The sequence below is a fragment of the Leisingera aquimarina DSM 24565 genome (genome assembly GCF_000473165.1).
GTDB classification, from domain to species: domain Bacteria; phylum Pseudomonadota; class Alphaproteobacteria; order Rhodobacterales; family Rhodobacteraceae; genus Leisingera; species Leisingera aquimarina.
The window spans coordinates 3,292,167-3,312,149 of sequence record NZ_KI421504.1; the positions used below are offsets into that span (position 1 = coordinate 3,292,167).

22 protein-coding genes are annotated in these 19,983 nt (G+C 60.8%); 5 read left to right on the forward strand and 17 right to left on the reverse strand.

Annotated features, from left to right (window positions below; translation table 11 throughout):
* Positions 1 to 7: 7 nt before the first annotated feature.
* Positions 8 to 709: a DUF1223 domain-containing protein gene (locus AQUI_RS0120450; RefSeq protein WP_027259167.1), complete on the reverse strand. Its 702-nt coding sequence runs from the start codon at positions 707 to 709 to the stop codon at positions 8 to 10.
* Positions 710 to 942: 233 nt separating this feature from the next.
* On the opposite strand from AQUI_RS0120450, the gene acnA reads away from it, so the two are divergent.
* Entirely contained in the window at positions 943 to 3,630 is a 2,688-nt protein-coding gene (acnA, locus tag AQUI_RS0120455) for an aconitate hydratase AcnA (RefSeq protein WP_027259168.1), read from the forward strand.
* A 76-nt stretch (positions 3,631 to 3,706) separates the two neighbouring features.
* Here the strand turns inward: acnA and AQUI_RS0120460 are convergent, their stop codons facing one another.
* Positions 3,707 to 4,486, reverse strand: coding sequence for a substrate-binding periplasmic protein (locus AQUI_RS0120460; protein ID WP_027259169.1), 780 nt, complete (start codon positions 4,484 to 4,486; stop codon positions 3,707 to 3,709).
* A 270-nt stretch (positions 4,487 to 4,756) separates the two neighbouring features.
* Between AQUI_RS0120460 and AQUI_RS0120465 the strand changes: the two genes are divergently transcribed.
* The 3 genes from AQUI_RS0120465 to AQUI_RS0120475 all read left to right on the forward strand — a co-directional run bounded on the left by AQUI_RS0120465 (position 4,757) and on the right by AQUI_RS0120475 (position 5,869).
* Complete coding sequence (locus AQUI_RS0120465; protein WP_027259170.1) at positions 4,757 to 5,041, forward strand: antibiotic biosynthesis monooxygenase; 285 nt, start codon at positions 4,757 to 4,759, stop codon at positions 5,039 to 5,041.
* 121 nt (positions 5,042 to 5,162) lie between these two features.
* Positions 5,163 to 5,501, forward strand: coding sequence for a DOPA 4,5-dioxygenase family protein (locus AQUI_RS0120470; RefSeq protein ID WP_027259171.1), 339 nt, complete (start codon positions 5,163 to 5,165; stop codon positions 5,499 to 5,501).
* Between the two features lie 74 nt (positions 5,502 to 5,575).
* Positions 5,576 to 5,869 carry a putative quinol monooxygenase gene (locus AQUI_RS0120475; protein ID WP_027259172.1) on the forward strand — a complete coding sequence of 98 codons (294 nt, stop codon included), beginning with the start codon at positions 5,576 to 5,578 and terminating at the stop codon, positions 5,867 to 5,869.
* Positions 5,870 to 5,884: 15 nt separating this feature from the next.
* On the opposite strand, the gene AQUI_RS0120480 is transcribed toward AQUI_RS0120475, so the two are convergent.
* The 10 genes from AQUI_RS0120480 to yajC form a co-directional block, all read right to left on the reverse strand.
* The gene (locus tag AQUI_RS0120480) at positions 5,885 to 6,424 is read right to left on the reverse strand and encodes a DsbE family thiol:disulfide interchange protein (RefSeq protein ID WP_027259173.1); all 540 of its coding nucleotides are present in this window, start codon (positions 6,422 to 6,424) and stop codon (positions 5,885 to 5,887) included.
* Positions 6,417 to 6,572, reverse strand: a complete 156-nt coding sequence (gene ccmD / locus AQUI_RS0120485; protein ID WP_035920135.1) for a heme exporter protein CcmD — start codon at positions 6,570 to 6,572, stop codon at positions 6,417 to 6,419. Before ccmD ends, AQUI_RS0120480 begins: the two co-directional genes overlap by 8 nt.
* Positions 6,572 to 7,303 carry a heme ABC transporter permease gene (locus AQUI_RS0120490; RefSeq protein WP_027259175.1) on the reverse strand — a complete coding sequence of 244 codons (732 nt, stop codon included), beginning with the start codon at positions 7,301 to 7,303 and terminating at the stop codon, positions 6,572 to 6,574. Before AQUI_RS0120490 ends, ccmD begins: the two co-directional genes overlap by 1 nt.
* Before the next feature lie 56 nt (positions 7,304 to 7,359).
* A complete protein-coding gene (gene ccmB / locus AQUI_RS0120495; RefSeq protein ID WP_027259176.1) occupies positions 7,360 to 8,016 on the reverse strand; it encodes a heme exporter protein CcmB in 657 nt (218 codons plus the stop codon).
* Positions 8,013 to 8,627, reverse strand: coding sequence for a heme ABC exporter ATP-binding protein CcmA (ccmA, locus tag AQUI_RS0120500; RefSeq protein ID WP_027259177.1), 615 nt, complete (start codon positions 8,625 to 8,627; stop codon positions 8,013 to 8,015). The genes ccmB and ccmA overlap by 4 nt, the downstream gene beginning before the upstream one ends.
* An 88-nt stretch (positions 8,628 to 8,715) precedes the next feature.
* The gene (locus AQUI_RS0120505; protein WP_027259178.1) at positions 8,716 to 9,069 is read right to left on the reverse strand and encodes an Mth938-like domain-containing protein; all 354 of its coding nucleotides are present in this window, start codon (positions 9,067 to 9,069) and stop codon (positions 8,716 to 8,718) included.
* Between the two features lie 13 nt (positions 9,070 to 9,082).
* Positions 9,083 to 9,835, reverse strand: coding sequence for a TSUP family transporter (locus AQUI_RS0120510; protein ID WP_027259179.1), 753 nt, complete (start codon positions 9,833 to 9,835; stop codon positions 9,083 to 9,085).
* Positions 9,828 to 10,796, reverse strand: coding sequence for a protein translocase subunit SecF (gene secF, locus AQUI_RS0120515; protein ID WP_027259180.1), 969 nt, complete (start codon positions 10,794 to 10,796; stop codon positions 9,828 to 9,830). Before secF ends, AQUI_RS0120510 begins: the two co-directional genes overlap by 8 nt.
* 1 nt (position 10,797) lies before the next feature.
* Complete coding sequence (gene secD / locus AQUI_RS0120520) at positions 10,798 to 12,459, reverse strand: protein translocase subunit SecD (protein WP_027259181.1); 1,662 nt, start codon at positions 12,457 to 12,459, stop codon at positions 10,798 to 10,800.
* 34 nt (positions 12,460 to 12,493) lie between these two features.
* Positions 12,494 to 12,778, reverse strand: a complete 285-nt coding sequence (gene yajC, locus AQUI_RS0120525) for a preprotein translocase subunit YajC (RefSeq protein WP_027259182.1) — start codon at positions 12,776 to 12,778, stop codon at positions 12,494 to 12,496.
* Positions 12,779 to 13,071: 293 nt separating this feature from the next.
* On the opposite strand from yajC, the gene serS reads away from it, so the two are divergent.
* Positions 13,072 to 14,364 (forward strand): serine--tRNA ligase, encoded by a 1,293-nt coding sequence (gene serS, locus AQUI_RS0120530; RefSeq protein WP_027259183.1) that lies wholly within the window; start codon positions 13,072 to 13,074, stop codon positions 14,362 to 14,364.
* A 76-nt stretch (positions 14,365 to 14,440) separates the two neighbouring features.
* On the opposite strand, the gene AQUI_RS28530 is transcribed toward serS, so the two are convergent.
* The 5 genes from AQUI_RS28530 to AQUI_RS0120555 form a co-directional block, all read right to left on the reverse strand.
* Positions 14,441 to 14,773: a hypothetical protein gene (locus AQUI_RS28530; protein ID WP_051371950.1), complete on the reverse strand. Its 333-nt coding sequence runs from the start codon at positions 14,771 to 14,773 to the stop codon at positions 14,441 to 14,443.
* 187 nt (positions 14,774 to 14,960) lie between these two features.
* Positions 14,961 to 15,914, reverse strand: a complete 954-nt coding sequence (locus tag AQUI_RS0120540) for a fatty acid desaturase (RefSeq protein ID WP_027259184.1) — start codon at positions 15,912 to 15,914, stop codon at positions 14,961 to 14,963.
* A gap of 296 nt (positions 15,915 to 16,210) precedes the next feature.
* Positions 16,211 to 17,683, reverse strand: a complete 1,473-nt coding sequence (der, locus tag AQUI_RS0120545; protein ID WP_027259185.1) for a ribosome biogenesis GTPase Der — start codon at positions 17,681 to 17,683, stop codon at positions 16,211 to 16,213.
* 72 nt (positions 17,684 to 17,755) lie between these two features.
* Positions 17,756 to 19,078 carry a PQQ-like beta-propeller repeat protein gene (locus AQUI_RS0120550; protein ID WP_027259186.1) on the reverse strand — a complete coding sequence of 441 codons (1,323 nt, stop codon included), beginning with the start codon at positions 19,076 to 19,078 and terminating at the stop codon, positions 17,756 to 17,758.
* A gap of 53 nt (positions 19,079 to 19,131) precedes the next feature.
* A complete protein-coding gene (locus AQUI_RS0120555) occupies positions 19,132 to 19,803 on the reverse strand; it encodes a hypothetical protein (RefSeq protein WP_027259187.1) in 672 nt (223 codons plus the stop codon).
* Between the last annotated feature and the right edge of the window lie 180 nt (positions 19,804 to 19,983).

Consider the following 19,983-nt stretch of genomic DNA (forward strand, 5'->3'; position numbering starts at 1 on the left):
CAGGCGGCTATTCGGCGCGGGCCGCAGCAATGATACGGCCGAATGGCGCCTCTTGCACCAGTACAGCCGCGGGCTGGTTTCCCGGCACCGGAACTGACAGTTCCAAATCCCCCGCCCCGTCCCATTCTGCAGCGATCTGCCAGTCTTCCACCACATTGGAATAGCTCAAGGTCTTGCCGGCCAGTTCACCGCGGGTGATATTGACGGATCTTTCGGGCGTGTAGCGCACCAGCTGCACCAGCAGCCTCGCGTCCCCCATCTGCACCCGAGGCTGCAGCCGGATCACCAGTTCCTCCCCGCTCCGCTCAACCGACAGCGTGACCGGGCGCGGCTGGGACTGATATTTTCCGATGGCATCAGTTACCTTCATTGCATCGGCGCCGATCACATCATCCTGACCCATGATGATCATCTGCGGCGTGTATATCATCCTGCGGCCGCCCGCATGCGCATAGCCCTTTTGACGCTTGGTATGGGACGGCTTGGCGAATTGATCCTTCCAGCCGATGTAATCCCAATAGTCCACGTGCAGTGCCAGCGGCAGCACATCCTCGCGCGCAGCCAGCTTATGCAGCAATGCGTCGGCCGGCGGGCAGGATGAACATCCTTGCGATGTATAAAGCTCTACCACCACAGGTTCCGCAGCGGATTGGCCGTAAACCGGCAGTGCCAGGCACCAAGCTGCAATGATCGACGCCAGAAGTTTCATGAATCGCCCGCTTCGTTTGTTAGGCTTCTGGTCTAAAGATGTGCCTGCGAATACGCCAATCAATCATTTTTGAGCCGGGTTTGAACGAGGAGGCCGCGTTGGACCGCAAAAAATGTGTACTATTGCATACAAAAACGCCCCCTGCGGCGATTGGGCTATTGAATGCTTAATCTTCCTCATGCATTTAGCAGGCAGCGAATTCCCCGATTTCAAATCCTTGAGGGAGGCCAAACATGCCTATCACCGTCGGACAGGACAATGCCAAAGCGCGCAAAACGCTCAGCGTCAATGGCAAGTCGATCTCTTATTACTCCATACCCGCAGCCACCGAAGCCGGCTTTGGCGATTTTTCCAAGCTGCCCGCCGCGCTGAAGGTGGTGCTGGAAAACATGCTGCGGTTTGAGGACGGCGGCTTTTCCGTCTCCACCGATGACATCAAGGCCTTTGCCGAATGGGGTGCTTTGGGCGGCAAAAACCCGCGCGAGATCGCCTACCGCCCTGCCCGCGTGCTGATGCAGGATTTCACCGGCGTTCCCGCCGTTGTGGACCTGGCGGCCATGCGCGACGGCATCGTTGGCCTGAAAGGCTCTGCAGCCAAGATCAACCCGCTGGTCCCTGTTGACCTGGTCATCGACCATTCGGTGATGATTGATGAGTTCGGCAACCCGCGTGCGTTCCAGATGAACGTGGACCGCGAGTATGAGCGCAACATGGAGCGCTACCAGTTCCTGAAATGGGGCCAGAACGCCTTTGACAACTTCCGCGTTGTGCCGCCGGGCACCGGCATCTGCCACCAGGTGAACCTGGAATACCTGTCCCAGACTGTCTGGACCGACACAGACCAGAACGGCGAGGAAGTCGCGTACCCGGATACCCTGGTCGGCACAGATAGCCACACCACCATGGTCAACGGCGCCGCGGTTCTGGGCTGGGGCGTCGGCGGGATCGAGGCTGAAGCCGCGATGCTGGGCCAGCCGATTTCGATGCTGATCCCCGAGGTTATCGGCTTTGAGCTGACCGGCCAGATGGTCGAAGGCACCACCGGCACCGACCTGGTTTTGAAAGTGGTGGAAATGCTGCGCGCCAAGGGCGTGGTTGGCAAATTCGTCGAATTCTACGGCACCGGCCTGGACCGCCTGCCGCTGGCAGACCGGGCCACCATCGCCAACATGGCGCCTGAGTACGGCGCCACCTGCGGTTTCTTCCCGATCGACAATGAGACCCTGCGCTACCTGCGCAACACCGGCCGCGACGAGGACCGCATCGCGCTGGTCGAGGCCTACGCCAAGGAAAACGGCTTCTGGCGCGGCGCCGACTACAGCCCGGTCTACACCGACACCCTTTCGCTGGACATGGGCAGCATCGTGCCTGCGATCTCCGGCCCGAAGCGCCCGCAGGATTATGTCGCGCTGACCGGTGCCAAATCCGCCTTTTCGAAAGAGATGGAAGAAACTTTCAAGCGTCCCATGGGCAAGGAAGTCGCGGTCAAAGGCGAAGACTACACCATGGAATCGGGCAAGGTGGTCATTGCATCCATCACCTCCTGCACCAATACCTCCAACCCCTATGTGATGATCGGCGCAGGCCTGGTCGCGCGCAAGGCAGCCGCACTGGGACTGGACCGCAAGCCCTGGGTCAAGACCTCGCTGGCACCGGGTTCGCAGGTCGTGTCCGCTTATCTGGAGGCCGCAGGCCTGCAGGAGGATCTGGACAAGGTCGGCTTCAACCTGGTTGGCTACGGCTGCACCACCTGCATCGGCAACTCCGGCCCGATCCAGCAGGAGATTTCCGAGGCGATTGCCGAAGGCGATCTGGTGGCGACCTCGGTGCTGTCGGGCAACCGCAACTTTGAGGGCCGCATTTCGCCTGACGTACGCGCCAACTACCTGGCCTCGCCGCCGCTGGTTGTCGCTTATGCACTGGCCGGCACCATGGACATCAACCTGGCTTCCGACCCGATCGCCCAGGACAAGGACGGCAATGACGTCTATTTGAAAGACATCTGGCCCTCGACCCAGGAAGTTGCGGAGCTGGTTGAACAAACCGTCACCCGCGAAGCCTTCCAGTCGAAATACGCCGACGTTTTCAAGGGCGACGAGAAGTGGCAGGCGGTCGAGACCACCGATGCGGAAACCTATGACTGGCCGTCCGCGTCGACCTATATCCAGAACCCGCCCTACTTCCAGGGCATGGGCACTGAGCCGGGCACCATCTCGAACATCAAAGATGCCAAGGTTCTGGCGGTTCTGGGCGACATGGTCACTACCGACCACATCTCGCCCGCAGGTTCGTTCGCAACCACCACGCCCGCAGGCCAGTATCTGCTGGAGCGTCAGGTGCAGCCGCGCGAGTTCAACTCCTACGGTTCGCGCCGCGGCAACCACGAGATCATGATGCGCGGCACTTTCGCCAACATCCGCATCAAGAACGAGATGCTGGACGGCGTCGAGGGCGGCTACACCAAAGGCCCAGATGGCGAACAGACCTCGATCTTTGATGCCTCGATGGCGCATCAGGAAGCAGGCACCCCGCTGGTGGTGTTCGGCGGCGAACAGTACGGCGCGGGCTCCTCGCGCGACTGGGCGGCCAAAGGCACCGCGCTGTTGGGCGTCAAGGCTGTGATCGCTGAATCGTTTGAGCGTATTCACCGTTCCAACCTGGTTGGCATGGGTGTAATCCCGTTTGAATTCACCGGTGGCGACAGCCGCAAATCGCTGGGCCTGACCGGGGAGGAAACCGTATCGATCTCTGGGCTGGACTCCATCCAGCCGCTGCAGGACGTGCCCTGCGCGATCACCATGGCGGATGGTTCGGTGAAAGAGATCACCCTGAAGTGCCGCATCGATACCGCGCCTGAGATCGAATACATCGAACATGGCGGCGTGCTGCACTATGTGCTGCGCAACCTGGCCAAGTCGTAAGGCAGCTAAGACAACATATTAATGGGCGCCCAAACGGGCGCCCTGCTTACGTCAGGGCTAAAGCAATCTGTCCCGGCTACCGGGCGAAGATGGTGCTGTTCAGGATCTCTGCAATCGTGCCATCTGCCTGCAATTCGGAAATCGCCCGATTGAACACATCCAGATAAGCATCTGCGCCGGAACTCCGCGACAGGCCAAAATGCGAATAGGTGCTGGAAATCGGAGTGGCAACAGCCGCAATTCTGTCCTGCCAGCCGTTTTGCACGACGTGGTACCGTCCGACCGCATCATCAATTGCGATAAGATCCAGTTGATCAAACAGCAGCATTTGCATCAGGCCTTCCACATCGCCGCCGCGAACGATCCGGTTGTTGCTTTCAAAGGCGCGTTCCATCTCCTGATCAATCACGCTGCCGTTCACCATTCCCAGCCGCAGCCGGGAAATCCGCGAATATCCTTTGTCCAGATCCAGCCCTTGCAGATAGCGTTCACGGTTGTACCAGAATGTGTTGGTCTGCAAAAAGGTCGGCTCTGTGAAGGCCAGATAGGAAGCGCGCGCGGTGGATTTAAACAACGGAAGGATGCCGTCGGCTTCGCCGGATTGAGCACGTGCTAGGCAGCGCTGCCAAGGCAGCAGAACAACAACAGCTCTTAGCCCGTCAATCCGGTCCGTCACGGCCTCCAGCAGCTTGACCTTCAGCCCGCCGTCGGGAATGCCGCCGGTTCCCAGCGTATAGGGCGGATAGGGGTCGTAGCAGAAGGTCAGTACAGAGTCGGCACGCGCGGTGTCTGCCAGCCCGCAAAAGGCAGCAAAGCATGCCAGCAGCGCTTTGATGAACCCAGTCGGCTTTTCCACTCTCCTGGCCTTCTCCATACGCGCGGCATTCAGTTTAACGGGATTGCAAATTGCCGCTCCCGCTTGCCTTACGCTTCCAACCTATCCCACAGTTAAATGAAAGAACCTGTAATGGAAATTAGCGTTCTCCCGATCGGGCACATGCACAACCAAAGCGATACACTCCTGACGCCAATACCTGCTATACCGTCCGGTTCAGTTGTGTAAACATTGATTCTGGATACATCTTTTACTCCTCGCGACACTCCTTTATCGGCCGGGTTCCAATACATGAAAGAAGCTGTAATAGCAGTCGTTTACCCGGACATAGACACATTCGACGAACACGTTGAAGCGGTTCTGAACATGGTTCCGGAAACGCGCTGTTTTCCTGGCTGCATTGAAGCCCATGCCGGTATCAACCGCACGCGTTTTGAAATCGTCGTTTTCCACCTATGGGAGTCCAATGACCATTTAGAGCGATACTTGGTCTGGCGTGCCGACCGCGGCGATTTGGACGCCCGCAGCGCCACCATGCGGCGGGAGCAGGACTTCCGGACCTTTTCAGTGCCATAAGACCCCGGCCTTCGTATTGAAAGCGCTGCATCACCGCCCGCCCCGCCGGGTTTTGCCTTGCACACTGACTGTTCGCAATCTCTGGATTGCCTTGGATGGACACCCCGGAAAAAGTGGTGGCATGAAACATTCAGACAGCATCACAGGCTATCACGCCCACATCTACTTTGACGAAAACACCGTTACGCAGGCCCGCGCTCTTTGCCAGCGCGCTGCCGGGCTCTTTGGAGCAGAGATGGGACGCATGCATGAAAAGCCCGTCGGACCGCATCCTAGATGGTCCTGCCAGCTGGCGGCCAGCCCGGAGCAGTTTTCCAAGCTGCTGCCTTGGCTGGCATTGAACCGCGATGGCCTGATTGTCTTTGCCCATCCGGAAACCGGCGACGCCCTGGCAGATCATCGGGATCACGCGATCTGGCTGGGAACAGGTCTGACGCTGGATCTCAGCATTTTCAGTTGACGCCTGCGTAAATTTACCAGAAATTTCCTGATCCCCGTCAAGCTGGCCCTGCCCGCTGCAACATGGAGCGTTTCGTGACGGAAGCCGTGATCATTCAATTGCACCCGCTGCCCGGTAAATACACCGAGCTGACAGCTCTTGTGAAACAGATGGTGGTGGCAGTCCGCAGCTTTCCGGGATGCCTGCAAGCCGAAACACTGCTCGCCCCGGACAGGGACGAGATTTCGGTCTTTCAAAGATGGACCGACGCGGAGGCGTTCAGCGAGTATCTGATTTGGCGTTCCAAGCAAGAAGACTTGCAGCTAGCCTATGCGCTGTCGTCGAAGGAACCGGATTTCCGCAGCTTCACCTTGCATGGCACGGGCTAAGATACTGACGCCTGTCTATTGACTAGCCGCCTTCTCCATCGCCGGACGCAGAGTGCTTTCGATCACGCGCTGGGTGATCGGGCCGGCGAACCGCAGCACGATCTTGCCGTTTCCATCCACCACATAGGTCTCCGGCACGCCGTAAAGCCCCCAGTCGATTGCCATGCGGCCTTTTTCGTCGCGACCGATCGCAGCGTAGGGGTCGCCCAGCTCGTTCAGAAAACCCTCGGCATTGGCCAGCTGATCCTTGTAGTTAACGCCATAGACCGGAATCCCTTCTGTGGACAGCGCCTCGAGGTTCGGATGCTCGGCCCGGCAGGGCGCGCACCAGCTGGCCCAATAGTTCACCAGCTTCACATTGCCGTCACGCAGGGTGGCGTCGGTGAACATTTTCTTGCCGGGGAATTCGTCCAGCACCACCGGCGGCGCGGGCTGTCCTTCACGGGCAGACGGCAGGCTGTTGGGATCCTCGCGGAACATGCCCACCAGGGCGAGACCGACAAATCCCGCAAACACGATACCGGGGACCGCCATCAGCGGAGAGATCTTAGCCATTGCGCTTCATCCTGGTTTCCAAGGTTTCCATCTCCCGGCGCACTTTTCGGCCGCGCAGGATTGTCAGCACCACCAGCGCCAGCAGCAGCAGCAGCGAGGCACCATAGGCCGACAGCACCGTATCGGCATATTTTCCAAGATCAGGCATCACGCCTCCAGCCGTTCGCGCGCCATCAATGCCTTGATGCGGCGGGCGCGGATTTCAGTTCCGGTGCGGTAGAACACCAGTGCAAGGAACAACAGCACAAACCCTGCCATGCAGACATAAAGCGGGTTGGAAAACGCATCGGCCACGTTTTCCTTTTCATCCAGGGACAGCGACGCCCCCTGATGCAGCCCCTGGTTCCAGAAGTTCACAGCATAACGGCTGAGCACTGCAAAGACCGAGCCCACCAGGCAGAGGATCGAGGTCAGATCCGCGGCGGTATCGGGATTGTCGATCGCCTCCCACAGGGCAATATAGCCCAAGTAGAACAGGAACAGTACCAGAAAGGAAGTGAGCCGCGGGTCCCAGGCCCACCAGGTGCCCCACATCGGCTGCCCCCAAATCGCGCCGGTGATCAGCGCAATCACGGTCATCACCACGCCCACCGGTGCGGCGGCACGGGCCGCCAGCGCGCTGACGTGATGGCGGCGGATCACCCAGACCAGCGAGGTCACAAGCATCATGAACCAGGCGTTGATTGCCATCAGCGCCGAGGGCACATGCAGGAAGATGATCTTGACGGTGGAGCCCTGGCGGTAATCGTCCGGCGTGAAGAAGAAACCCCAGACAAGGCCTACAGTAATCAGCACCGCAGAGCTGACCCAGAGGGCCGGCATCACCTTTTCGGTGGTGGCCAGGAACTTTTTCGGGTTGGCGTATTCCCAGATCGACATGTTGGCTATTTAGCTCTTGTTCTCGGGTTTCTCAATTCACGGCGTCGGCAAATGTCCTAGCGCAAATTGACGCGCAGGACAGCGGCGCTTGCAAAGGGTAAGAGGGCGATGGAGGCAGCGGAGATGCCGGCCAGCAGCAGCATCGGTGTTTGAACAGCCATGCCTTCGGCGCCGCGGCGGGCCACTTCGGATCCGAAGATCAGCGTGGGCACATACAGCGGCATCACCAAAAGCGACATCAGCAGACCGCCGCGTTTCAGCCCGACGGTCAGCGCGGCGCCGAAGGTGCCGATGACAGACAGTGCCGGCGTGCCCAGCAACAGCGAGATCAGCAGCCATTGAAAGCCCTGCACCGGCAGGTTCAGCAGCACCCCCAGTACCGGTGCGGCCATCACCAGCGGCAGGCCGGTGGTAATCCAATGGGCCAGCGCTTTGATGGTGACGGTGCTTTCCAGTGGCAGCGGCGCAGTGGCCAGCAGGTCCAGCGAGCCGTCCTCCCAATCCAGTGCCAGCAGCCGGTCGAGGGACAGCAAGCACGCCAGCAGCGCGCCCAGCCACAAAACACCCGGTGCGATCTTGGACAAAAGATCGGACTGCGGGCCGACAGAGAAAGGCACCATCACCGTCACGATAAGAAAGAATGCAAGACCCAGGCCAAAACCGCCGCCCGCCCGGAAGGCGAGCTTCAGATCCCGCAGAAGAAGCGCAATCACAGGAAACCTCCGTCGAAGTCATCCAGCGCCAGAGGCTTGGCCTTGTAAGGGCCGACATCCAGCACCTCCGCCTCCAGCCCCAAGTCGATGTGGGTGGCGATCAGGGCTGAACCGCCCTGCCCCAGATGCGCCCGCACGGCGCCGGCAAACATGGCGACGGAGCTGGTGTCGAGGCTGACCGTCGGCTCGTCCATGATCCAGATGGGCCGGCCCGTGACCAACATCCGGCTGAGGCCCAGGCGGCGTTTCTGCCCCGCAGACAAGGCACCTGCCTGGCGGTCGCGCAGGGTCAGCAGATCAAAGCCGTCCAGCGCCTGTTCAATCCCATTTCTGCCAAAGACGCTGGCCCAGAAGGTCAGGTTCTCTGCCACCGTCAGCGTTGGCTTCAGCCCGTCGGAATGGGCGGCATAAGCGATCTGGTCCTCGGCGCCCTCGACCTGCCCTTTCAGCGGCGGCTGCAGGCCTGCAACGGTGCGCAGCAGCGTGGTCTTGCCGACCCCGTTAGGGCCGCGCAGGATCAGCGCCTTGCTGGGTTCCAGCGCAAAGCTGAGGCCCTCCAGCACCGGGATGCCACCGCGCGCCACGCTCAGATCCGTCACAGTCAGTGTCATGAAGTTCGCTTATCCCGTTGTGCCCGCGCATCAAAAGACCATGCAGCCGCGTCCCGCTTTGCGGCAGGTCAAATACATCTTCAGAAAGTCAGACCACCAGCGCCGCCATCGCAATCCGGCGCCCCTCGGACAGCAGCACATTGTAGGTGCGGCAGGCCGCGGGAGAGTTCATTGCCTCCACTCCCAGCCCGGCCTCCTCCAGCGCCTTATGCAGCTCTGCCGGGATATGGGCGATCTCTGCCCCGGTGCCGATGAACAGCACGTCTATCTCCCCGGCCAAAGCCAGCAGCGGCGTGTCATCCGCATAACCGCCCCAGGGGGAGGTTCCCGCAGCCGAAGTCAGCACTGCCCCCTGATGCACCTCCCCGCCGATGCGGAAGAACCCGGCGCCATAACCGTCAATCGGCTGCGCGTCGGTAAAACTCACTTCATTCAAGCGCATCAGCGGGGTCCTTTCAGTCGAATACCGGGAGGCTGGATAGCACGGCCAGCGCAATCACGGAATAGGAGGCAAAGCGGTAAAGCTTCTCCAGCTTGGGATCAAACAGCGCCTTGCCGGTCAGCGTGGTGACAACATAGGGGATACCCAGCAGTGCAGCCAGGATCACCGCCTGCAGACTGGCCAGTCCGCCAAAGATCAGGTTGACAGCAATCACCACATCCAGTGCAGCGAGGAAGACAATTGTATTGGCCCGCACCCGCGCCACGTCACGCACATTGGCGAGATAGAAAACAATAATCACAGGTCCTGTCAGGCCGGTCATGCCGCCAACAACGCCGGCAGCGCCGCCAATGGCAAACCGGCCGGGCCAGCCCAGCCGCCCCTGCCAGCGCCAGCCGGAAACCACGGCGGCCAATGTCACCCCGATCACCCCGGCAGCAAGCCAGCGCAGGGTCAGCGGATCCAATTGCGACATGACCCACAGGCCGGCGGGCACAGTGACAGCAGCGGCCATCGCCAGCGCGCCAACCTCAGCCTTGTCGGCCTTGCTCCAGGCCTGCGGGAACAGGGTGATAGTGGAAAATACCCCCATCAGCACCATCAGAAACACCACATCCGCCGACGGCAGGAACTGCGCGCCGACGGGGACGAAGATCATCGCGGTGCCAAAACCAGTGAAGCCGCGGACAAGACCCGCGGCTCCAATAGTCAGCAAAAGCCAGAACAGCCCTGGTGTTTGCAGGGCTGCCTGAAAGGCCTCAAGCATCGATATTCGAGAACTGATTGCCGGTGGTGTTCGCCTGTTTCGACCAGTCGCGCTTCACTCCCAGTTTCAGCAGAATAGTGGAGGCAACGAACACGGACGAATAGGTCCCGACCAGAACACCCCAGATCATCGCAAAGACAAAGCCGCGGATCACGTCACCGCCCAGCACATAAAGCGAGATCAGCGCCAAGAGCGTGGTGACCGAGGTCATCACCGTCCGGCTGAGGGTCTCGTTGATCGAGATGTTCAAAACCTCGGCCAGGTCTTTCTTCTTGTAGCGGCGCAGGTTCTCGCGCACCCGGTCGAACACAACCACCGTATCGTTCAGTGAGTAACCGACGATGGTCAGCAGGGCTGCGATGATGGCCAGATCGAACTTGATCTGCAGTTCGGAGAACACGCCGATGGTCAGCACCACGTCATGCACCAGCGCTGCGACAGCGCCGAGGGCAAACTGCCATTCAAACCGCAGCCAGATGTACACCAGCACCGCTGCAATGGCGAGCACCACGGCGATTACCGCAGTCTGGATCAGCTCGCCAGACACCTTTGGGCCCACGGATTCGACCGAGACAAACTTGATGCCTGGCGCCACCGCGTCCAGCGAGGTTTTCAGCGTCTCGATCATCTCGCCCGAGATCGCCTCGCCGCCTTCCTGCGCCTGAATGCGGATCATGGCGACGTGCTGGTCCTCTTCGAAAGCCGGATCGAAAACCTCGGTGATCGACACATCGCCCAGGTCATGCACCGACAGCGCATCACGGTAGGCGCCGACGTCCACGATTTCGGTTGCCTCGGTACGGATGGTGGTGCCGCCGCGGAAGTCGATGCCGAAATTCAGTCCCTGCAGAAGGAAGGAGGCAAAACCAACCACCATCATCAGGGCAGAGATGCCCAGCCACAGCTTGGCGCGTTTGAAGAAATCGAAGGAGGTGCCTTCGGGAACAAGTTTCAGCCGCATATCACACCTCAATCGTTTTCGGACGGCGCCGTTCAAACCACATGATGACGATCAGGCGGGTGACAAAGATCGCGGTGAATACCGAGGTCATGATACCCAGCCCCAGGGTGATCGCAAAGCCGCGCACCGGGCCGGAGCCCATGGCGAACAGGATCACCGCGGTGATGAATGTGGTGATGTTGGCATCGAGAATGGCGCTCAGCGCCTTGGAGTAGCCTTCGTCGATGGCCTTGGCCGGGCCGCGCCCTGCCTTCAGCTCTTCGCGGATACGTTCAAAGATCAGCACGTTAGCATCCACCGCCATGCCGACGGTTAGAACGATACCGGCGATGCCCGGCAGCGTCAGGGTGCCGCCAATGAGGCTGAGCATGCCGAAGATCAGCGCGATGTTCAGGATCAGCGCCACATTGGCAAAGAGGCCAAACAGACCATAGCTGAGCCCCATGAACACAAGCACCGCGATAAAGGCCACGATGGTAGCGATCTTGCCGGCGTCAATACTGTCCTGGCCCAGTTCAGGGCCGATGGTGCGTTCTTCCAGGAACTCCAATCCGGCAGGCAGTGCGCCTGCGCGCAACAGAACAGCCAAGTTGGTGCTCTCCTCAATGGTGAAATTGCCAGTGATAATCCCCGAACCACCAGGAATATGCGACTGGATCACCGGGGCGGAAACCACCTCGTCATCCAGCACAATCGCAAAGGGCGAACCGATGTTTTCCGCCGTGTAGTCGCCGAACCGCCGCGCACCCGAGGTGTTGAAGCGGAAGGTCACCGCAGGCCGGCCGTTCTGGTCGAACGAGGGCTGCGCATCCACAAGGTCCTCGCCAGTCACGACTGCGGCCGCCTCGATGGTATAGTAGATGCCGTCCTCGTCCAGCGACGGGATGATCTTATTGCCAATCCCCGGTGCAGCATCTGCATCGCTGCCGCGGCCGGCAACCGGGTTAAAGGTCAGCTGTGCGGTGGTACCAATGATCGCCTTCAGCTCCGAGGCGGAACCAATGCCCGGCACTTGAATCAGGATGCGGTCAGCGCCTTGGCGTTGGATGGTCGGCTCGCGGGTGCCGACCTCGTCAATCCGGCGGCGCACGATTTCCAGCGCCTGACGCACGGTGCGGTCGTCCGAGGCGATCTTCTCTGCCTCGCTCAAGCGCACCACCAGGATGTCGGCTTCGGCGGAAACTTCAATGTCGTTGGCGCCCACACCGGTCAATGTTGTAATCGGATTGGCCAGCTCGCGCACGACCTCCAGCGCCCGGGCCATGCCTTCGGGCTTGGTGATTTTCACGCGAATTTGATCCGCCTGCCCCGGCTGGCGGCGGAAAGTGCCGACGGTGCCGCGCTCGGGCCGCAACGCATCACGCACCTCCGGCCACAGCGCATCCATCCGCGCCTCATAGACGTCACTGACCTGCACTTCTGCCAGCAGATGCGCGCCGCCGCGCAAATCGAGACCAAGATTCACTAGCCCGGACGGCAGGAACGAGGGCCATTGGCCGACTGCCTCCAGCCGCTCCGGCGTCTCGCCCTTGGCGACAATATCCGCCGCGGCGTCGTTGGCCTGTTCGACGCGTGTGTAAAATCCGTTTGGCAGGGCAAGCATCAATCCAGCTGCGCATACCAACCAGATCAGCACCCTCTTCCAGAGATCAATTTGCAGCATTGCCCTGCCTTTTCATTTAGTTATTGGTCTAAGCTTACGACACCGGGTCGGTTTTGCTCAGCACCTGGGCAATGGTCGCCTTGACAACGCGCACTTTCACACCATCAGCGATTTCCACTTCGATCTCGCCATCTTCCTTGACCTTGGAGACCTTGCCGATCAGACCGCCCTGGGTCACTACTTGGTCACGCACGCGCAGCTGGTCGACCATCTTCTGATGCTCTTTCATCTTCTTCTGCTGCGGACGGATCAGCAGGAAGTACATGATCGCGAAGATCAGAATAAGCGGGAGAAATTGGGCGATTGCGCCACTGTCCATGGGATATTCCTTCTGTCAAAGCGGCCTGAGGTTTCACGCCGGAATTTTGCAGCGGAACCTATGCGCTGGGGGGATGGGTTGCAAGGCTGGCGCCAAGCAAAAGCGCAGCAAGGTTAGGCCGTTGCAGGTTTGCCTGGACGCCACGCCCGCAAGAGCCCTTCAATCCGCTCGCCCAGTGCCCGGAATCCCCAAGTTGCATATAGACCGTGCCCGCCCCTTCCCCTTTGTTCACCCTTGCGTCATAGGATGGGCCTACTGATTCAAATCACAATTCAACGCCAGGAGAGACTCTCATGCATGACATCCGCGCTATCCGCGAAAACCCTGCCGCATTCGACGCCGCTGTGGCGCGGCGCGGGGATGCGGGCGTGTCATCCGGGATTCTCGAACTGGATGAGGCGCGGCGCGCCAAGATCCAGGCGGCAGAAGCCGCCCAGGCCCAGCAGAACAAGGCCTCCAAGGAAGTCGGCGCTGCCAAAGGCCGCGGCGATGAGGCCGAGTTTGAACGCCTGCGCGCACTGGTGGCCGAGAAGAAGGCCGAAGTGGCGGCGATGAACACTGAGGCCAAGGCGCTGGATCAGCAGCTGACCGATATGCTGATGACCATCCCGAACCTGGCGTTCGATGAGGTGCCGCTGGGCGAGGATGAAGACGACAACGTCGAAATCCGCCGCTGGGGTGAACCAAAGGAACTCGATTTCGATGCCATGGAGCATTTCGAGATCGAAGGCGTGAAGCCCGGCATGGACTTTGAGGTTGCGGCCAAGCTCTCGGGCAGCCGCTTTGTGGTGCTGTCGGGTGCGGTAGCCCGTATTCACCGCGCGCTGGCACAGTTCATGATCAACACCCATGTGGACGAGAACGGCCTGACTGAGGCCTGGACCCCGGTTCTGGTGCGCGAAGAGATGATGTATGGCACCGGCCAGCTGCCCAAGTTCGGCGAGGACAGCTATAAAACCACCAACGGCTGGTGGCTGGTTCCGACTGCCGAGGTCACGCTGACCAACATCGTCAATGGCATGACAGTTGAGGAAGGCTACCTGCCCCGCCGCTATGTGGCACACACCCAGTGCTTCCGTTCCGAAGCCGGTTCGGCCGGCAAGGACACCTCCGGCATGTTGCGCCAGCACCAGTTCGAAAAGGTCGAAATGGTCTCGGTCACGCATCCGGACAAAAGCGGTGAAGAGCATGAGCGCATGACTCGTTGCGCCGAAAACATCTTGGAGCGGCTGGGACTGCCCTACCGCACCATTGTTTTGTGCACTGGCGACATGGGATTCGGCGCCCGCAAGACCCACGACATCGAGGTCTGGGTGCCCGGTCAGAAAACCTACCGCGAGATTTCTTCGGTCTCGGTCTGCGGCGATTTCCAGGCCCGCCGGATGAATGCCCGTTTCAAGCCCGCCGATGGCGGCAAGCCGCAGTTCCTGCACACGCTGAACGGCTCCGGCCTGGCAGTGGGCCGTTGCTTGATTGCAGTGCTGGAGAACGGGCAGCAGGCGGACGGTTCGGTCAAACTGCCAGAGGTGCTGGCACCTTATCTGGGCGGCAAGCTGACCCTGACCGCGGATGGCGCGCTGGCCTGAACCAAACGCCAGCGCAAAAATAGAAACCGGCGCCCTATGGGTGCCGGTTTTTTCTATTCACTCAACGCTTTGAGCGCTACTTCTTCGCCTTCTTCTTGCTGGCACCTTTGGCTGCAAGAATAGCCTGGGCCTTTGCCTTTTCTTTCTCGATGGCTTTTTTCGCTTTCGCTTTGACCTTCTTGGCCTTCTGCTTGGCTTTAATTCTTGCCGCTGCAAATTCCACCGCCAGCTGCGCCGTTTTCCGCTTGGCTTTACGGGCCTTGGCCTGCGCTTTGGCGGCCTTGTCCTCGGCTGCCCGGCGCGCGGCCTCGGCGGCTTCCAGCTTGGCGTTCAGCTCCCCCTTCAGCGCATCAGATGCCTTATTAGCGGGTGGGTTTGCCACTTTCTTCTCTGGCACCTTTCCGTTCACGGACCGGGTCTCCTTCTATTTTAGCACGCCCGGACCGGCGGACGCAGCCGCCTGAGCCGTGGCAGGCTCCAGCAATATCACCGCCTGTCTGGCTCCGGTACCCGTGATGCTGTGCAGCAGCGGTCGGCCAGACCAGATGAAAATGGGCCATCAGTGCTGGCTGCGACCCCTTGCAATAGCGGCCCCCTCAGCCCGGAAAGGGCACCAGGCATTTCTTGTCCTCATCCCACAGCTTCAGCGTCAGCGCCCGCACTGCTTCGCCAAATTTAATCCGGCGCAGCCCCAGTTCCGGCGGCAGGCTGTAGTGACACTGGCGCAGCCGGTAGGACGGGATGCGGGCGTTATAATGGTGAATGTCATGCAGGGTGATATTGGCCACCGCCATGTCGAAGACCCAGCCGAAATCCAGGCAGGAGGATCCTTGCAGCGCCGCCACCTGCGGGTTCAGGTCCGGACGGCGGTCCCAATAGGTGTCCTCGAAATTATGCTGCAGGTAGACAAGGAAAACACCGATCATGCCGCCCAGGAACGAAAACGCCAGCCAGACCCAGATCCCGTTCATCCCCGCCGCCCGGTAGAGCAGCACCAGCAATGCGGCAATCACCAGATTGTGCAGAACCACCCCCAGCGCACCAAAACGCCCGGTATTCTTGGGCCAGCGGTAGCGGATGAAATAAGTGAACGCCGCCCCCAGCGGCACCAGCACAAACGGATTGCGGTACAGGCGGTAACCCAGCCGGTCCCAGACCCCGGCCTTGGCCCATTCCCGCACCGTCATGGTGTGGATCTCACCTGTCTCCCGGTGTTCCAGGTTGCCGATGTTGGAGTGGTGCAGATTGTGGTTTTGCTTCATCACCTCAAACGGCGCAAAGGTGAAGGGCGACAGCACATGGCCGGCAATCTCATTCTGGGTCCGGGTCTCAAACAGCGAATGATGCCCGGTGTCATGCTGCAACACATAAAGCCGCACTGCGGCAAACGCAAAAACCACACCTGCCGGCAGCATCACATACCAGCGGTCCGCAAAGGAAATGGCCACGGCAAGCGCCGCAAAATAGACTGCAAATGTGCCAAAATAGCTGAGCGACGCCAGTCGGTTATCCGGCTGCGTGAATTGACGCGTATGTGCCCTCAGATCCATGAACCCGTCCCTAAAGCCGATGCGTGACAGCTGTGCAAACCGCGCATCCCGTCCGAAGTAAATGTCCAGATAACGCCGCCTTGTGCAAAAACAAGGTTACCCAGCATAATCCATTCAACTTGAAGGGTATCAATCTGCAGCAGGGAAGGAAACACAGGGAGACGATCCCCGGGAATTAGCAGGCAAAAGGCCGCTCACCCCTGTGAAACGCAATAACGCCGCCCGTCGGGGCGGCGCCGGGCCCAACGGGCCAAGGTATTCTGTGAATGCCGCGGGCCGGGCGGGAGCGCCTTTCCCTAGCTGGATCCGCCGCCGCGCTTATTCAAATGCTTGGCCAAAGCGCCGGCATTCTTGGCGCGCTTGCCCTTATAAGGGTTTTTGTCGCCCTGTCCGCGCATATACAACCGGATCGGCGTGCCGGGCATATCGAAATCCTCGCGCAAGCCGTTGACCAGATACCGGTTATAGCTTTCCGGCAGCTTGTCGGGATGCGAGCACATCACCACAAACCCCGGCGGGCGGCTTTTGGCCTGGGTCATGTAACGCAGCTTGATCCGCTTACCCTGAGGCGCTGGCGGCGGGTGCTGCTCCAGCATGCCAACCAGCCAACGGTTCAGTGCCGCGGTCGGCACCCGGCGGTTCCACACGGTATAGGCCCGCATGATCGCATCATGCAGCCGGTCCAGCCCCTTGCCTGTTTTAGCCGAAACCGTTACCAAAGGCGCGCCCCGCAGCTGCGGCAGCAGGCGGCCGAAGGCTTCCCTCAGGTCGCGCAGCTTTTCCTGCTTGTTGTCTTCGATGTCCCATTTGTTGACGGCCACAACAACCGAGCGGCCCTCGCGCTCGGCCAGGTCGGCAATCCGCAGGTCCTGCTGTTCGAACGGGATATCCGCATCCAGCAACACCACAACGACTTCGGCGAATTTCACCGCGCGCAGGCCGTCGGAAACGGACAGCTTTTCCAGCTTTTCCTGCACCTTGGCCTTCTTGCGCATGCCGGCCGTGTCAAACACCCGCATCGGCACGCCGTTCCAGTTCATCCGCAGCGAGATCGCGTCACGGGTGATACCGGCCTCAGGTCCGGTCAGCAGCCGGTCCTCGCCCAGGATCTTGTTGATCAGCGTCGACTTGCCCGCGTTGGGGCGGCCCACAACGGCAACCTGCAGCGGCTTGGCATCGGTCGGCTCGGGGATGCTTTCAATGTCGTCCTCACCGATTTCCTCGTCCAGCACCACATCGGTGACCGGCGAATGATCCACCGCCTCGGATTCAAACTTCTCTGCCAGCGGCATCAGGACCGAATAAAGATCCGGCATCCCTTCGCCATGCTCGCCGGACAAGCGCAGGGGCTCGCCCAATCCCAGGCTGTAGGCCTCCAGCACGCCAGCTTCTGCGGCGTTGCCTTCGGCCTTGTTGGCAACCAGGATCACATGGGCGGATTTGCGGCGCAGGATGTCGGCAAACAGCTCATCGGTCGGTGTCACGCCGGTGCGCGCATCGATCATGAACATACAGATATCGGCCATATCCACCGCCCGCTCGGTCAGGCGGCGCATACGGCCTTCCAGCGAGTTGTCAGTGGCGTCTTCCAGACCCGCGGTATCAATCACCGTGAACCGCAAATCGCCCAGCCGCGCCTCGCCTTCGCGCAGATCGCGCGTGACACCCGGCTGGTCGTCGACCAGGGCCAGCTTTTTGCCGACAAGGCGGTTGAACAGGGTGGACTTGCCCACATTGGGACGGCCCACGATGGCGAGGGTAAAGGACATCAGACCAGCTTTCTGCGATTCAGACGCGGCTCATAACGCATCCGGGCGGCATCCGCCACCCGGAAACACTGCTCAGCGGTATGCCAGCAATTCACCCTTGGAGGAAACCACATACAGCGTCCGCCCTGCAACAACCGGTGCGGTGGTGGCGCCGCCCGGCACCTCGGCGGTGCGGATCAGGCTTCCGTCCTGCGGGTTGAAGAACCGCAGCAGGCCGTCGTTGGAGGCGACAATGATCTGCCCGCCCGCCAGAACGGGGCCGTAATGCACATGGATCTTGCCGCGCTTGCCCGGCTTGTCTTTCAGAAACCCGGGCAGATCCACTGCCCAGACCACCTCGCCGCTGCCGCCGTCCAGACGCAGCAGCTGGTTGATGTCACTCACCTGAAACAGGCTGCCGCCTGCGGGCCATGCGGTTCCAGAGGCGCCTTCGCGCGCGGTCCACAGCCGGTCGCCGGTTTCCAGATCGATCGCCACGGTGCGGCCCGAGTTGTTGCCTGCGTAAAGGCGCTTGCCCGCGACCACCGGTGCCCCGGTCACATCGCTGATCCGCGACAAGGTCTGCCCGGTGCGCTGGCCGGAAACCGAGGCGCTCCAGCGCCGCAGGCCGCCGCGGCGGAAAGTGGCGATCAGATCGCCGGACCCAAAGGCAAAGACCGCCAGATCATTGGTCACCACAGGTGCAGGCGCGCCAAGGATGTTCGACGCCGAGGGCGAAGCTTCGATCTGCCAGGCAATGCGGCCGTCCTTGGCCTTGACGGCCCAGCCGGTGTCATCCCCCGCGACCAGATAGACCAGCCCGCCGCTGACCCGCGGCTGGCCGGATCCGGTGGCGTCCAGTTCCTGACGCCAGATCAGGCTGCCATCGGCAGCATCCAGGGCTGTCAGCACGCCATAACCGGAAGAGATGTAAAGAACACCGTCATCATAGGCCAATCCGCCGCCGGTGGCCTGGCCCTCGTCATCGGCTGCCGGGATCAGCGTGCTGCGCCATAAGACCTGCCCCTGCGGCGACACCGCCGAGACCTGTGCTGCGCTGTCCAGCGCGTAAATGCGCCCGCCGCCGACAACCGGCGTTGCGGTGATGCGCTGGCGGCGCCCGTCGCCGTCACCGATGGACGCGGACCAGATCCGCTGCGGCGCCGCCGACAGCGCCGGATGCGATGTGCGGCCGGCCTCGGCACCATGGCCCTGGGCCCAGCTTGCATTTGACACTTGCTTGGGCAAGGAAATCGCACGGGATTGGTTGACCACCTCAATTGCGGCCTCCGGGCGGATGTCCTCGCGTTCGCCGCGCAGAATGATCTCCTCCTCCGAACAAGCGGCCAGAATTGCCACCGCCGCGGTGCCGCACAAAAATGCCCGTGCCCGGGAGAAAGTTTTGTTTTTTGTCATTGCCCTGCCCTGTCTGCCGTTCGTGTTCCGCAAGTTCCCATCCGCGGAGCGCCTTACCCCTCAGGCGCAGAGGCATCCTCGATGGAGCCGCCAAGCGCCACAATCACCTGAGTTGCACGTTCTTTCAAGTCTGCACTCACAGCCGCATCCGTCGCAATCCCGCGAAGCCGGGTGATTGCGGCAGCGCTGTTGCCCTCTTCAATATCCAAAAGCGCCAGCTGTTCGGATGCCAGCAGTGCCAGCGGCGCGCCAGGCTGGGCCAGCGCCTCATATTGCAGACGCCGGTCGCTGACACTCAGGGTTCCGGACTGCAGGGTCAGCGCCTTAAAGCTGGCAATATGGCGGTAAATCAGCGGCAACTCACCATTGACCGCTACGGCCTCCAGCTGCGCGACCGCTTCAGCAGACTTACCCGCATCCGCCAGCGCGCCCGCCTCAAGCATTTTCAGAATGGCCGCGCCGCCTGCGCTTTCGGCTGAAACTGCGGCCAGCGCTTCGGACCGGCTGCCGCTGCCGTCAATCTCCAGCGCCGCGGTGATCGCATCCCCCAATGCTTCGGCCGCCGCCTGATCCTGTGCCTTGCTGTACTCTCGGAAGGCAGCACCGCCGACGATCAACGCCACCGCAGCGCCGCCGATCCAGCCGTAACGTTTCAGCATCAGGAAAAGCCGGTCACGGCGGACCTCTTCGGTCACCTCATCGATAAAGCTGTCGGTATCGCTCATGAAAAGCCCCTGATATGCGCAGCCCGGACGTTCCGTCCAAACCGGTATTGAATGCGTTGCGCCCCTCTTAACCCGGCTCAAAGCTCAAGCCAAGTGGCCCGTTTGCACCAGAAACGCCGGCAATTACGCCAGAAAAGCAAGAAATGTGAACTAAACCACTTAGTTTAGAATGGACATCTC